General features: G+C 62.0%; 12 protein-coding genes. 4 read left to right on the top strand and 8 right to left on the bottom strand.

Going from position 1 to position 13,040, the window contains the following annotated elements; translation table 11 throughout:
• Positions 1-5: 5 nt before the first annotated feature.
• Positions 6-839 carry an RNA methyltransferase gene (locus tag GVK95_RS14360; RefSeq protein ID WP_159950752.1) on the bottom strand — a complete coding sequence of 278 codons (834 nt, stop codon included), beginning with the start codon at positions 837-839 and terminating at the stop codon, positions 6-8.
• A gap of 6 nt (positions 840-845) precedes the next feature.
• Positions 846-1,235, bottom strand: a complete 390-nt coding sequence (locus tag GVK95_RS14365) for a hypothetical protein (protein ID WP_159950754.1) — start codon at positions 1,233-1,235, stop codon at positions 846-848.
• A 185-nt stretch (positions 1,236-1,420) separates the two neighbouring features.
• Between GVK95_RS14365 and GVK95_RS14370 the strand changes: the two genes are divergently transcribed.
• Entirely contained in the window at positions 1,421-2,446 is a 1,026-nt protein-coding gene (locus GVK95_RS14370; RefSeq protein WP_159950756.1) for an RluA family pseudouridine synthase, read from the top strand.
• A gap of 85 nt (positions 2,447-2,531) precedes the next feature.
• Here the strand turns inward: GVK95_RS14370 and GVK95_RS14375 are convergent, their stop codons facing one another.
• Complete coding sequence (locus tag GVK95_RS14375) at positions 2,532-3,413, bottom strand: DMT family transporter (protein WP_159950758.1); 882 nt, start codon at positions 3,411-3,413, stop codon at positions 2,532-2,534.
• A gap of 213 nt (positions 3,414-3,626) precedes the next feature.
• On the opposite strand from GVK95_RS14375, the gene GVK95_RS14380 reads away from it, so the two are divergent.
• Together GVK95_RS14380 and rpoH are read left to right on the top strand one after the other, a co-directional pair.
• Positions 3,627-4,862, top strand: a complete 1,236-nt coding sequence (locus tag GVK95_RS14380) for an FAD-binding oxidoreductase (RefSeq protein ID WP_159950760.1) — start codon at positions 3,627-3,629, stop codon at positions 4,860-4,862.
• A gap of 173 nt (positions 4,863-5,035) precedes the next feature.
• Positions 5,036-5,938 carry an RNA polymerase sigma factor RpoH gene (rpoH, locus tag GVK95_RS14385; protein ID WP_159950762.1) on the top strand — a complete coding sequence of 301 codons (903 nt, stop codon included), beginning with the start codon at positions 5,036-5,038 and terminating at the stop codon, positions 5,936-5,938.
• Between the two features lie 72 nt (positions 5,939-6,010).
• On the opposite strand, the gene GVK95_RS14390 is transcribed toward rpoH, so the two are convergent.
• Both GVK95_RS14390 and GVK95_RS14395 read right to left on the bottom strand, forming a co-directional pair.
• Positions 6,011-8,404 (bottom strand): hypothetical protein, encoded by a 2,394-nt coding sequence (locus GVK95_RS14390; RefSeq protein ID WP_159950764.1) that lies wholly within the window; start codon positions 8,402-8,404, stop codon positions 6,011-6,013.
• Between the two features lie 59 nt (positions 8,405-8,463).
• Positions 8,464-9,762: an adenylosuccinate synthase gene (locus tag GVK95_RS14395; RefSeq protein WP_159950766.1), complete on the bottom strand. Its 1,299-nt coding sequence runs from the start codon at positions 9,760-9,762 to the stop codon at positions 8,464-8,466.
• Positions 9,763-9,968: 206 nt separating this feature from the next.
• On the opposite strand from GVK95_RS14395, the gene GVK95_RS14400 reads away from it, so the two are divergent.
• Positions 9,969-10,865 (top strand): DMT family transporter, encoded by an 897-nt coding sequence (locus GVK95_RS14400; protein ID WP_159950768.1) that lies wholly within the window; start codon positions 9,969-9,971, stop codon positions 10,863-10,865.
• A 140-nt stretch (positions 10,866-11,005) separates the two neighbouring features.
• Here the strand turns inward: GVK95_RS14400 and GVK95_RS14405 are convergent, their stop codons facing one another.
• From GVK95_RS14405 to GVK95_RS14415, 3 genes are all read right to left on the bottom strand, one after another.
• The gene (locus tag GVK95_RS14405; protein ID WP_159950770.1) at positions 11,006-11,389 is read right to left on the bottom strand and encodes a hypothetical protein; all 384 of its coding nucleotides are present in this window, start codon (positions 11,387-11,389) and stop codon (positions 11,006-11,008) included.
• Between the two features lie 100 nt (positions 11,390-11,489).
• The gene (locus GVK95_RS14410) at positions 11,490-11,876 is read right to left on the bottom strand and encodes a DUF1236 domain-containing protein (RefSeq protein ID WP_244618778.1); all 387 of its coding nucleotides are present in this window, start codon (positions 11,874-11,876) and stop codon (positions 11,490-11,492) included.
• Between the two features lie 212 nt (positions 11,877-12,088).
• Positions 12,089-13,003: a DMT family transporter gene (locus GVK95_RS14415; protein WP_159950774.1), complete on the bottom strand. Its 915-nt coding sequence runs from the start codon at positions 13,001-13,003 to the stop codon at positions 12,089-12,091.
• Positions 13,004-13,040 lie beyond the last annotated feature (37 nt).

Raw genomic sequence — 13,040 nt, forward strand, 5'->3', positions numbered from 1 at the left:
GACACTCAGCAAAGCCTGCCCATCGCTCGGGAAAGGTGGTAGAGTGCAATCCCGCTCGCGGTACCGACATTCAGGCTGTCGAGGCCCGGCGCCTGCGCAATGCGGGCTGACTGGAAGCGGGCGAGGATAGACGCCGGCAGGCCCTCGCCTTCAGTGCCCATGACCAGCGCCACCCTCTGACCCGGCCGGATATCGCCGATCTCGACGGTCCCCGCCGGTGACAAGGCCCAGATCTCGAACCCGGCGTCGGCAAGCGTGCCAAGCAAGGTCTCCGCCGAACCCTGCCGGCTATAGGGCGTCGTCAGCACCGAACCGACAGAAACGCGCAGCGCCTTGCGATAGAGCGGATCGCAGCAGGTCTCGTCCAGCAGCACGGCATCGGCGGTAAAGCCCGCAGCGTTGCGAAACAGCGAGCCGATATTGTCGTGGTTGGAGATGCCACAGCCGACAAGCACCAGCGCATGCTCCGGCAGCGCCTCCACGTGTGCTGCAAGCTCAGGCGGCTCATGGCGGCGGCCGACCGCCAGAACGCCACGGTGCAGGTGGAATCCGGCAATCGCGTCGAGGACACTCCCCTCCGCGACATAGACCGGAACATCGGCGGCAAACTTGGCCAAAAGAGCGGAAACGCCCTCCACCCGGTTTTTCAGCAGCAGGATCTTTTCAGCCCGCACACCATGGCCCGCCTGATGCGCTTTCGCCAGCATCGACAGCACAACGGTGCCTTCGGCAATGAACCGGCCGTGGCGGCCGGTCAGATCCCGCTCCCTGATCGACGAGAATTCGGCAATCCGCGGATCGGCCGGATCGGTGATCTCGATCAGATGGGGTGCGGGCATCAAAGCTCAGTTTCCGGCAAGCGTGATTTCGGCAATGACGCGCCCGACAGAAAGGTCGAGAACCAGTGCCTTGCGTTCCGCAGAAGCGGTTTCGCCGTAAATCAGGATCTGGTTGCCAGACAGCGAGGTCGACATCACCTTGAAACCGGCAGGCAGGTTTGCGGTCAGCACCAATGGCTGGTCGGACGGCACCAGGAACGGGGTCGTCTGCGCGGCAACCGGCTGCTTTCCGTCACTGCGGGTCAGCTTGTAGGCGATCGCCACCAGCACGGCCATGAACATCACCGCCATGATACCGCCGGAGATCAGTTGTAGCTTGATCATCTTGCGCCTGACGCCATCCATGACCGGATCCAGTGGCTTTTCGTCCTGGTTTTCGTGATCGACATGAGACATGGCAGCAGTCTTTTTCCTTGAGGCTAACAGTGCGGTTCGCAGTCAAACAGGCACCTTCCCTGATGCGAACCATTCAGGGAAAATCAGCCAAGCGCTGTGGCTGTCGATTGTGGAAGGTGAAAACCTGTGCCAAATGGCACCAGACACCTGCCGCACCGCCGGGTGTTCTCACACGGGATGACATTATGAACGACCCCTTTAACGAAGCAGCCGCGCCAATGAAAGAGCTGATTGCCGGCGAAGACGCCGAAGGCAGGCTCGATGCGTGGCTGACAGCACAGTTGGAGGGTGAGTTTTCCCGCAACCGGGTAAAGGCACTGATCGAGCAGGGCGCGATCAAGATCAATGGCCAGGCCGTGACCGAGCCGAAGCGCAAGATCAAGCCCGGCGACACCCTGACGATCGAACTGCCCGAACCCGAAGATCCGGAACCCAAGGGCGAGAACATCCCGCTCGACGTGCTGTATGAAGACGCCGACCTGATCGTCATCGCCAAGCCGCCCGGCCTCGTCGTGCATCCCGGCGCCGGCAACTGGACCGGCACGCTGGTCAACGCGCTGATCTATCATTGCGGCGACAGCCTGTCGGGCATCGGCGGCGTCAAGCGTCCCGGCATCGTCCATCGTCTCGACAAGGACACGTCCGGCGTCATGGTCGTCGCCAAGAACGACCTCGCCCACCGCCATCTGGCCGACCAGTTTGCCGACCATGGCCGGACCGGCCCGCTCGAGCGCGCCTATAGGGCGATCGTCTGGGGTCGCCCACGCACGCTGACCGGCACGATCGACGCGCCCCTTGGCCGGGCTGGCGACCGCACCAAACGCACGGTGAAGAAGGAAGACACCGACGATGCGCGCGAGGCGATCACCCACTATACGGTGATCGAGCGGTATGGTGAGAAGCCGGACGCGACCTGCCTCGCCTCACTGGTCGAATGCCGGCTCGAAACCGGACGCACCCACCAGATCCGCGTGCATATGGCCCATATCGGCCATCCGCTGATCGGTGACCAGGATTACGGCATGGCCTTCAAGACCAAGGTCAACCTGCTGCCCGACGCCGCCAAGGCGATCGTCAACGGCTTCCACCGCCAGGCTCTGCATGCCTATCTGCTCGCCTTCGAACACCCAAGCACCGGCGAGACCATGCATTTCGAGGCCCCTATTCCCGACGACCTGCAAACCGTGATCGACGCCATGCAGGCTATGTGATCGCCGACGCGACAGGGAATAACTGTCGGCGGCACCGTCTCGTCATTGGCGGGTGATCGCAACCGGTTTCCCGTCGCAGCGCCGATCAGGTATCGGCGGTCACGACGGAGCCTGCCGCAGTCCACCTGGCCGACAGTATGTGAATGCATACCGCCGCCAGCACGATCGCGCCACCGACAAGCGTCGTATCGGCCAGCGTATCGCCGACGAACAGCCAGACCCAAAAAGGTGCAAGCGGCGCATCCAGCGCTCCGATCAGCGCCGATTCTACCGGCGGCAGATAACGCGAACCGATGGTGAGCAGCAGGAAGCCGAGCGAAAAGGCAAACACCCCGAAGACCAGCACGACCAGCAGGTCATGCGACGACACGGCAAGCGGGCTGGCCAATGGCAGCGCCACCGCCGCGCTCATCAGACAGGAGACAATGGTGCTCGGCAATGCCGGCTTGTCGGGATGACGCCGGACCAGCACGGTCCACAACGCCACCATGAACGTCATGGCGAAAGCCAGCGCATCGCCTTCCAGCGCCCCCTCCTCGCCACTGCCGATCATCAGCACGACACCAGCCAGAGCCACGCCACTGGCGACAAGTGCCGACCGGCTCGGGCGCTCGCCCAGAATGACGAAGGCGAGGCCGGCCGAGACGAACGGGCACGTGGCAAAGATGATCGCGACATGCGCCACCGATGTCGTGTAGAGCGCGCCGATGAACAGCATGGCGCAAGCGGCCGACGTCGCGCAGATCATCAGGCCCGACCAGCCAAGCCGGGCAAAATCGTTAAACACACGGCCCCTGGCAGTTACCAGAACACAGACGAGCAGGAAGACGCTGGCGATCGCGCCGCGCAGGAACAGAAGTGTCGGCCCATCGATCGCAACAAGACGCGTCATCAGGCCCGCCGTGCTCAGCGCAACGGTCGCAATCGTCACCGCAAGCAGCCCCTGCGCATAGGAAGACAATGTCACACGGGACCTCCGGGATTCGACGATAATTGTGATCTAGCACAACGCTACTGACACCGCTCTGGCAACAGGAAAGCCCACTGGCGGAGACAGCATGGTGTTGAAATCCGGCATGTCGCCAGAATTTTCGCAATGCTGACGAAACACCCTTGCCACGAACGCGTTGTCGGGAGGAACAGAGGCAGCCCTTATGCTGCCTCGACAAGGGGACCCCGCATGAGTGACCGTGGCAAGACGATCAACAGATCGCGCGATTTACGCAGCGCCCGACCGTTCTGGAGCGCCACGCCGAACATATCCGTCACCACTGCCGGCAAGGTCAGCAGCAAAGACTATGATGCGATCATCATCGGGGCCGGCATCAGCGGCGCCTTGATGGCCGAGGCGCTTTCGCGGCGCAAGCTGCGCATCCTGATTGTCGATCGGCGCGATCCCGTCCGGGGCAGCACAATGGCAAGCACGGCGATGATCCAGCACGAAATCGACACGCCCTTGAGTGAACTGTCGCAGATGATCGGTGACAAGAAAGCCGCCCGTGCTTGGCAGCGCTCCGCGGCATCGGTGGCCCGCCTGTCCGCTCTGGTCGACGAATTGCAGCTGGACTGCAGCTTCGAGGCACGCAAGACCCTCTATGTGTCAGGCGACACCTATGGCCTGCGCGCTGTGAAGCACGAAGCCGAGATGCGCAACGACATCGGCCTCGATGCCGAGTATCTGAATGGCGCGGCACTGGCCGAGCGCTTCGGCATCGAACGCACGGCCGCCATCGTCTCCAACTGTTCGGCATCCGCCAATCCGGCACAGTTGACGGCTGGCCTGTTGCAGGTCGCCGTCAGTCGCGGTGTGGAGATCGTCTCGCCGCTGACGATCACCGACTACAAGGAAACACGCGACGGCGTGGTTGTGGCAACCAGCGAAGGCGAATTGCTGACCACGACCGACCTGATTGCCTGTACTGGCTACGAATATCTGACCCAGTTGGAGAGCAAATCCCACAAGGTCATCTCGACCTGGGCCATCGCCTCGCAACCCAATACACCCCGCCCCGGATGGCTGAAGGACTTTCTCGTCTGGGAAGGCTCAGATCCGTACCTCTACTTCCGCTCGACCCCGGACGGTCGGATCATCGCCGGCGGAGAAGATGAAATCGATCCTCTCGCCCATCAGGATCCGGTAAAGGCAAAGCAGAAATTTGCCCGCATCACGGAAAAACTGCGCGACATGGTCGGCATCGACATCGGTAAACCCGCCTATGGCTGGTGTGCTCCCTTCGGCACGACCACGACCGGCCTGCCGATCATCGATCGCCTGCCCGGCACCGAGCACGTCCATGCCGTCATGGGTTTCGGTGGCAATGGCATAACCTTCTCGACGATCGCCGCCGAGATGCTGGCCAACCGGATAGGCGGAAAAAAAGATGCCGACGAGGACCTGTTCCGCTATCCGGACTGACATTTTGCTGCCTGAAAACATGAGCGACCGCGTCACGTTCTCGTGATGGAACAAGACGCTTGAAACGCGGTTTTGCCATACTTATTTGTTAGCTGGATTTCTGTGGGGAAGAGACAGATCCACGGAGATGGGGTTCGCCGTTATGGGAGCCCAGCGCAAGAAGGGGGTGCTTTATGGCCCGTAGTAGTTTGCCCAGTATTACAGCCGGCGAAGCCGGTCTGAACCGTTATCTGGATGAAATCCGCAAGTTCCCGATGCTGGAACCGCAGGAAGAGTACATGCTCGCGAAACGTTACGCTGAGCATGGCGACCGCGACGCCGCACATCGTATGGTGACCAGCCATCTTCGCCTCGTGGCGAAGATCGCCATGGGCTATCGTGGCTATGGCCTGCCGATCGGCGAAGTCGTGTCGGAAGGCAATGTCGGCCTGATGCAGGCCGTGAAGAAATTCGACCCGGAACGCGGCTTCCGCCTTGCCACTTACGCCATGTGGTGGATCAAGGCCTCGATCCAGGAATACATCCTGCGCTCGTGGTCGCTGGTCAAGATGGGCACGACCGCCAACCAGAAGCGTCTGTTCTTCAACCTGCGTCGCCTCAAGGGCAAGATCCAGGCGATCGAGGAAGGCGACCTGAAGCCGGACCAGGTGACGGAAATCGCCACCAAGCTCAAGGTCTCCGAGGAAGAAGTCATCTCGATGAACCGCCGCCTGTCGGGCGACGCATCGCTGAACGCACCCTTGCGGGCGAGCGAAGGCGAAAGCGGCCAGTGGCAGGATTGGCTCGTCGACGACCACGAAAGCCAGGAAGCCGTCCTGATCGAACAGGACGAACTCGACACCCGCCGCCGCATGCTGGCGCGCGCCATGAGCGTTCTCAACGAGCGGGAACGCCGCATCTTCGAGGCCCGCCGCCTGGCTGAAGATCCGGTCACGCTGGAAGAACTGTCGTCGGAATTCGACATCAGCCGCGAACGCGTCCGCCAGATTGAGGTCCGTGCCTTTGAAAAGGTCCAGGAAGCCGTTCAGAAGGATGCTCTGGAACGTGCCAAGGCCCTGCGCGTCGTCGAAGCCTGAGGCCAAAAATCCGCAACAAAAAACCGGGTGTGTCGCCACACCCGGTTTTATTTTGCCTGAATGACAGGTCGTTTAGTTCCCGGCGGGGGCAGCGAGCGCCGCCCATTCCTTCATCACCTGGGTAAACACCGCAGCGCCATCCGTGCCCTTGTCGAGGGTCAGCAGCGCCCGTCGTCCATTGCGGTAGATGACCGGAATGTCGATCCAGCCGCGGGTCGCGAGCAGGTCGAGATTGCGCTTCACCACATCCTCGAAATCGTTCAGCGCCACCAGATAGGTGTCGTCCGTGACCTTGGCCGAAACCGCGACCAGCGGATCGCCGCGATCCTGCTCGGTCCGCTTCATCGCGATGCGCTGCAGGTTCTCGATTGCACCGCCTTCGAAATCCGGCGGCACCGAGAACACAACCTCGATGATATGGCTTGCCGGCAACGAACTGTCGGCGTTGCGCTTGATCGTCACCAGTGCCGACATGCCGCGTTCCGGCACATTGATACGGCCCTGGATCTGCGGATTGGGCTTTCCGTCTTCGCCGGTTTCGCGCACAGCCGACCAGGAAATGGTTCCGGGCACGGCAACCGGTGACGTCTGACCCAGCTTCTCCTCGTAGAGGAAAGCCTTGTCACCCGACACGGCTGTAGCCGGACTGCCGACTGCCGGCGGGTTCTGCGTCGGCGCAGGCGCGGTCGATGGCGGAGCATCACCCGGCTCTACCGTCGAAGCGAGAGTCTGCGCAGAGACCGACCGACCTTCGGCCGGAGCATCGGCGGCAACGGTAGCACCTGCGCCGGCATCGGTCTCGGTGCCGTCGGCAAGCAGCCTCTGGGTGAATTTCTGACCAACGGCCGCACCGTCTTCGGTCGTGGCAGCAGGCGGTGGCGTTGTTGTCGCCGGCTGCTCGGTGGTGGCAGCAGGCGTCGTCGCGGGATCGCTGACAACGGGCGTTGTGGCAGCAGTATCCGTGGTCGATGCGGAAGAGCCTGTCAGGCTGGAGACCATCGCCCCCATCTCGTCGCGATAGGTCCAGGCCGCAAAGCCGCCACCAACCACAAGCACCGCACCCAGAACACCGAAGATCAGCGGCGCGAAATTGCGCGGCTTCTTCGGCTCGAGCCGGTAGGCGCCATAGGCATCCGGTTCGCCCGAAGGTTCAACCGCTTCGCCTTCGGCATGCGTCGAGAAAGTCGACAGCTGGTCGTCCCACTCACCGGCTGCAGGCAGGACGGCAGCCGCTTCGACAGATGTCGGCGGAACCTTGCTCAGGTCGCCTGCCGTGTCGTTGAACCACTGGCTGAAATCTTCGCTCTCAGCCTTTGCCGGATGGGCAGGGACAGACTCGGAAGCATAAGCAGCGTCGCCAAGCAGGATGTCGTGCGGATCGCTGGCCACTGCAGTGGTTTCGGTTCTTTCCGGATCGTAGGCCGGAAAGCCGCTGGCCGGGGCAAACGAAATCGCCGAAGGCTCTGCCGCGACTTCGGGCAGTTCATGCGGATCAAATGCCGGGCGTTCCACACCGGCATCTGCAAGATCCCAGCTGGCTGGCGGAATGACCGGCTGGCTCAATGCGGGATTGCGATCGGCAAGCCAGTCATCGACAGCATCGACCACAGGCGCGCGCGCCACGTCGTCATTCTCATATGTCGCAGCAGCCACGGCAGGCGTCTCGTGGCTTTCCTCATCCCAGATCAGCGACGCGGACTCGTCGGTCGAACGCCATGCGCGCGGTTCGTCCACGACAACTTCGGGTGCGTCGGACTCTCCGGCAACAGGCGTCTCGTAGTGGTGCTCGGGCTCCTGGGCCGGTTCTAAGACCGGCTCTGGGACCGGTTCCTGCTCCGGCTCGGAGGCAAACGGCTCGTCGTCAACAGCCGGGGCATAATAGTCCGGCGCCTCGACGATCTCGGCATGCGGCTCTTCGGCGGCGGCGTAAGCCGGCTCTTCCCAGACTTGCGGCGCAGAATACGGCTCCGCTTCATCAGCGTCGGCGACCTCGACCACCGGCGTCTCAACCGGCTCCAAAGGCCGCTCATCCGCCATATGCGCATCGGCCCAGTCATCGCCACTGGCGGACGGCGCCGTCGGCTCTGCCTCCGTCGCGTCGTCCGCAACAGCGTCCGGCTCGTGATACCCGGCTGCGGCATCGGTTTCCACAGAAGCCTCGGCTTCCGGTTCGTCCTGGCTCCACGCAGGATGTTCGGCCGCGATGGCAGTGTCCAGGACCGGATCGGGCAAAGCCTCATCGGCCGCAGGCAAGGCCTCGGCATGCTCCGCTTCCACCTCAAGAATCGCGGCATCCAGCTTGGAGAGCTGGCGTTGCAGCATTTGCTCCGGAGGACGCGGCGACATGTTCTCGAGCTGCCGGACCACGGCTGCGCGGGCCTTCTCATAGACCTTCGCGCGCATCTCCGGAGTATTGTTCGACAGGCCGTCAACGGCCCGTCGAATCACTGCGATAAAGTCAGCCATCAGCACTTTCTCTTGATCGCCGATCCGGGGTGGACCAGCAAAACACTAACAGAATCTTATTAATCCTCGAAAGGGTCTGTCACAAGTATGGTGTCGTCGCGTTCTGGGCTCGTCGACAGCAAAGCCACCGGCGCACCGATCAGCTCCTCGACCTGGCGAACGTATTTGATCGCCTGAGCCGGTAGATCCGCCCATTTGCGGGCGCCGACGGTCGATTCCTTCCAGCCTTCAAGGGTGATGTAGATCGGCTCGACACGAGCTTGCGCTGCCTGGGCTGCCGGCAGATAGTCGATTTCCTGACCGTCCAGCTTGTAGCCAACGCAGATTTTCAGCTCTTCCAGCCCGTCGAGCACATCGAGTTTCGTCAGCGCGATGCCGGTGATTCCATTGGTGGCGACCGACTGTCGCACCAGCGCAGCATCAAACCAGCCGCAACGGCGCTTGCGGCCCGTGACCGTGCCGAATTCATGGCCTTTCTCGCCGAGGAACTGGCCAATCTCGTCATGCAACTCGGTCGGGAACGGCCCTTCGCCAACGCGGGTCGTGTAAGCCTTGGTGATGCCGAGGATATAGCCGAGCGAACCTGGGCCCATGCCCGAACCGGCAGCAGCCTGACCGGCAACCGTGTTCGACGAAGTAACGAACGGATACGTGCCGTGGTCGATGTCGAGCAGCGAACCCTGGGCACCTTCGAACAGGATGCGCGACCCCTTGCGGCGCTCCTTGTCGAGCAGAACCCAGACCGAATCCATGAAAGGCAAGACGCGATCGGCGATCGAGGTCAGCTCTTCCATAATCGTCTTGTGCTCGACTTCGGCCACGCTGAAGCCGCGACGCAAAGCATTGTGGTGGGTCAAAATGCGCTCGACCTTGCCTTCCAGTGCGTCCAGATCGGCGAGATCCATCACGCGGATGGCACGACGACCGACCTTGTCTTCATAGGCCGGACCGATACCGCGACGGGTGGTGCCGATCTTGGTGCCGCTGTTGGAGGCAGCATCTTCGCGCATGCCGTCCAGTTCGCGATGCAGCGACAGGATCAGGGTTGCATTCTCGGCGATTCGCAGATTGTCCGGCGTCACTTCGACGCCCTGCTCCTTCAGGCGGCCGATTTCCGCGATCAGCGCATGCGGATCGACGACCACGCCATTGCCGATCACCGCCTTCTTGCCCGGACGCACGACGCCCGACGGCAGAAGCGACAGCTTGTAGGAGACGCCGTCGATGACGAGCGTATGGCCGGCATTGTGTCCGCCCTGGAAGCGCACGACGATATCGGCGCGCTCCGAGAGCCAGTCAACGATCTTGCCCTTGCCCTCGTCACCCCACTGCGAACCAATCACCACGACATTCGTCATTTCGTAATCCTGTCTATCGCGCAACGCTGCGCTCTACCCAAACCCGCGCATCTATACTGTGTTGTTTTTCGGAAATCGACCCGTATTGACGCGTGATTTGGCTTTTTGCGTGACAAAGAGGCAGCCCTCCCCTATTTCCGACACCATTCGCGCTGCAACTGCCGAGCAGGCAGCTTCGTCAAGGCGTGGTTGTGCCGGGAATTATGATGCCTCTGTCCATTCGCTGTTATGTATATCTGGTCATCACCACCCTGCTATGGGGTGGCAATACGGTAGCAGGCAAGCTCGCGCTCGGCCATGTCAGCCCGATGGTGCTGAGCTTCGGACGCTGGGCTCTGGCCGCAGGCCTGATCATCTCGATCTCCGTGCCGCAAATCCGCAAGGACTGGCCGGTCCTCAAGGCCAACTGGATGCTGCTCGTGGCCTATGGCGCAGTCGGTTACGCTGCTTTCAACGGCTTTCTCTATACCGCTCTGAAATACACCAGCGCCGTCAACGGCGCGATCGAGCAGGGCGCCATCCCGGTGCTGATCTTCGTCATCAATTTCCTGATCTTCCGCATCCCGGTTTCCAAGGTGCAGATCCTCGGCTTCCTCATCAGTTTTATCGGCGCGGCCCTGACTGCCTCGCACGGCAACCTGCAAACCCTACTGACGCTGTCATTGAATTACGGCGACCTGATCATGCTGTTTGCCGGCCTGAGCTATGCCGTCTACACGATCGCACTGCGCTGGAAGCCGGCCGTGCACTGGAAGAGCCTGATGGCAGGGCCAGCCCTTGCCGCCGCCCTCACCTGCCTGCCGCTGCTCTATTGGGAAGCCGGCAATGGCGAGATGATCCTGCCCGACACCCGTGGTTGGCTGATCATTCTGTACTGCGCTGTCTTTCCGTCGCTGATCTCGCAGATTCTCTACATCAAGGGCGTCGAAGGCATAGGCGCCAACCGCGCCGGTCTGTTCATCAATCTCGTCCCGGTGTTCGGCACGCTCCTGTCGATCAGCCTGCTCGGCGAAACGCTCGAACTCTTCCACATCATCGCCCTGGCGCTGGTGCTCGGCGGCATCGCAATTGCCGAATGGGGCAAACCGGCGAAGGTCGTTTAGACAGCGACCAACTCCGGATACGATCCTTTCGTCATCAGCCACACTGCCTGATCGATCCTGAATTCTGGTCGATCGGCAGGGCAAAACCAAGAACGCGATAAAACGAGCCGGCCATTGCGGCCGGCTCGTCTGTTTTCAGCTTACGGCGTGGTCGGAGCCGTTGCACCACCGCTCGGGGCCGGCGTTGCCGGGTCTGGCACCACAGGGGCCGGAGCCGGCTCGGCAGGTGCAGCCGGAGCCGCATCAGTAGCCGCCGGAGGGGTCGGGGCCTCGGTGCTGGCAGCCGGCGGCGGCGTTGTCGCGGGCGGCGTAGCTGCCGGCGCCGAGCTTTCCGTCGCTGGCATCGTCGTGGTCTCGCGTTCGGCTGCGGAACCGCCGAACAGCATGAAAGCACCGGCCGCGATGACGACGACAAGAAGCGCCGCAATGGCGACTGCGGTTCCGCTCATGCCAGCATTCTGGGTGATGTTTGGCGGGGTCTGCGTGACGTGTGGCGGGGTGACGTTTGGACGTTGGTCCTGCATGGGTTTTCCTCCTTGGAAAGCGAGGCTCGTCCCGCCAGATGCGCGACAAGCCTCGGCTAGAGATCTAAACGTGGGCGGGAACTTTGTGTTCGGTGCTGACTTACTGCACCACGCCGACGACCACATAGGTCTCGGGGTCAACGATCACACGCTGGTTGTTGACGTAAGCATAGGCGTAGGTCGGATCTTCCGGGATCGGCGTCAGCACGACCTGCTGAGGCAATGGCTGACCAACAGCGATCCTCTGCTCGACGACAACGGGCTCAACCGGAACCGGCTGCTGGCGAACATAGGTGACGACGGTCGGCGGCGGCGGATCGATAGCGGTCCCGGCGATCGCGCCGACCACGCCACCAACGGCTGCACCGACCGGGCCGCCGACGATCGCACCGGTGACGGCGCCACCGGCAGCGCCGGTCATAGTGCCTTCCTGAGCGAGCACAGGCGACACAATAGAGCCAAGTACGATAGCTCCAAGAGCAAGCATCTTCGTCTTCATGGCTTCATCCTTTCCGTTTGATTACCATGGACGCTAGAACATCTGGAGCTGGAGTTTGTTCCACATGCTGGCTCGCCGAATTTTATAGATGTGCAAATCTGCAACACATCCGCCACGCCGAAATTTGCGCATCAGAAATACGAGAACCACCTCAACAAAGGGGAGGATATTCAGTTTCAGGCCGCGAGCCGCCCTTGATGTCAGGGCGCCGGCACCACCGGTACGGCCCGGTTGCGTCGAACTTCGTAGAGGATATGGCCAAACAGCGCCGCCAGCACGATCGGACCGCCGATCAGCGTTGCCTGAGACGGTACCTCGTTGAGCACGAGCCAGACCCACAGTGGCGTCAGCGGCACTTCGAGCGCCGTCAGGAGGCTGGCATCCGCCGCCGGCAGTCGCCGCGTCGAGGCGGTATATAAAATCAGGCCCATCGCGTTTTGTACAATGGCAAAGATCACGATCAGCTGCAGGTCCGGCGCGGAGACTGCCAGCGGCGCGGCAAACCAGAACGTGACGAAGGAGCAAAGCCAGGCCGATCCAGCCATCGCTGGCAGCATCGGAACATCGCGATGCTTGCGCATGACAGTGGCCATCGCACCAACAGAAAGCGTCATCACGACCGCCAGCAGTTTGCCGAACAGTCCGCTTCCACTGCCACCGCCAAGACCGTCTCCGTGGCCGTCGGTGAGCATCACCAGTACGCCGACCATGGCCACACCGCTGGCGATCAGCGTCGAACGACCGGGTCGCTCTCCGATGAAAACAAAGGCAATTGCTGCGGTGACAAACGGCACCGTCGCATAGATCACCATCGCATCGGCAATCGACGTGTAATACATCGAACCGATGCCGGAGATCATGCTGGCTGCCGAAAAGACTGTCGCCAGCAGGCTCGGCCAGCCCATGCGGCGCAGGATGCCCGGCACCCGACCGCGCTCCAGATAGATGAAGAACAGAAACACGCACGTGCCTGAAAACAGACCACGCCAGAACAGCATGGTCATCAGGTCGGTGGTGATGTGGCGGATAAACAGGCCGGATGATGACCAGGCCAGGGCGGAAATTGCCCCGAACAGGACGCCAAGTCGGTAGTGACGCTGATCATCGAGCGTCATGGCAGAGCTGCAGGCAAGCGCGCAGACGCAAGCGCCA

The sequence above is a fragment of the Rhizobium sp. 18065 genome (assembly GCF_902706095.1).
In the GTDB taxonomy this organism is placed as follows: Bacteria; Pseudomonadota; Alphaproteobacteria; order Rhizobiales; family Rhizobiaceae; genus Allorhizobium.

Coding starts and splice junctions, on each gene's coding strand:
- GVK95_RS14360 (WP_159950752.1), bottom strand. CDS start 839: ATGCCCGCACCCCATCTGATCGAGATCACCGATCCGGCCGATCCGCGG.
- GVK95_RS14365 (WP_159950754.1), bottom strand. CDS start 1,235: ATGTCTCATGTCGATCACGAAAACCAGGACGAAAAGCCACTGGATCCG.
- GVK95_RS14370 (WP_159950756.1), top strand. CDS start 1,421: ATGAACGACCCCTTTAACGAAGCAGCCGCGCCAATGAAAGAGCTGATT.
- GVK95_RS14380 (WP_159950760.1), top strand. CDS start 3,627: ATGAGTGACCGTGGCAAGACGATCAACAGATCGCGCGATTTACGCAGC.
- rpoH (WP_159950762.1), top strand. CDS start 5,036: ATGGCCCGTAGTAGTTTGCCCAGTATTACAGCCGGCGAAGCCGGTCTG.
- GVK95_RS14390 (WP_159950764.1), bottom strand. CDS start 8,404: ATGGCTGACTTTATCGCAGTGATTCGACGGGCCGTTGACGGCCTGTCG.
- GVK95_RS14395 (WP_159950766.1), bottom strand. CDS start 9,762: ATGACGAATGTCGTGGTGATTGGTTCGCAGTGGGGTGACGAGGGCAAG.
- GVK95_RS14400 (WP_159950768.1), top strand. CDS start 9,969: ATGCCTCTGTCCATTCGCTGTTATGTATATCTGGTCATCACCACCCTG.
- GVK95_RS14405 (WP_159950770.1), bottom strand. CDS start 11,389: ATGCAGGACCAACGTCCAAACGTCACCCCGCCACACGTCACGCAGACC.
- GVK95_RS14410 (WP_244618778.1), bottom strand. CDS start 11,876: ATGCTTGCTCTTGGAGCTATCGTACTTGGCTCTATTGTGTCGCCTGTG.
- GVK95_RS14415 (WP_159950774.1), bottom strand. CDS start 13,003: ATGACGCTCGATGATCAGCGTCACTACCGACTTGGCGTCCTGTTCGGG.